This is a genomic window from Geobacillus sp. WSUCF1, assembly GCF_000422025.1.
Lineage (GTDB): Bacteria > Bacillota > Bacilli > Bacillales > Anoxybacillaceae > Geobacillus > Geobacillus zalihae.
On record NZ_ATCO01000249.1, the window covers coordinates 1 to 475 of the forward strand.

At 48.8% G+C, this 475-nt stretch carries 1 protein-coding gene and 1 tRNA gene; both read right to left on the reverse strand.

All coding sequences use genetic code 11. The features are described from left to right. Nucleotides 1-186: 186 nt before the first annotated feature. A tRNA-Phe gene (locus I656_RS0117050) sits at nucleotides 187-262 on the reverse strand. After that, nucleotides 228-475: hypothetical protein (locus I656_RS19575; RefSeq protein ID WP_235048675.1), on the reverse strand; the 248-nt coding region annotated here is incomplete at its 5' end. The genes I656_RS19575 and I656_RS0117050, both read right to left, overlap by 35 nt.

The window sequence follows — 475 nt, forward strand, 5'->3', positions numbered from 1 at the left end:
ATTGAGCTAAGTCGGCATAAGATGAATGAAGAAGGTGGCTCATTGTTGAGCTCTGTGCCTCTTCCTCTACCAGCTGATTCGAAGAAGCGAAATGCGTCGAGGCAACTCGAAGCGAATTCGATGAAGCAGATGCTCGTCTCTACCAATTCAGCTAAGTCGGCATGCAAACCTATTCTAGTTGTTTCGTGGTGGCTCGGGACGGAATCGAACCGCCGACACAAGGATTTTCAGTCCTTTGCTCTACCGACTGAGCTACCGAGCCGTATCTTATTTTTCCATTGTTCGTTGATGACTTTTGTGTCCCTTCCTCTACCAGCCAATTCGAAGAAGCTGGGTGCGTCGGGACAACTCGCAGCAGATTCGACGATGCGGATGCTCGTCTCTACCGACTGAGCTACCGAGCCATATATTATTTTTTTAACTCGCTCGTTGAATTGCTCTGTGCCTCTTCCTCTACCAGCTGATTCAAAGACGC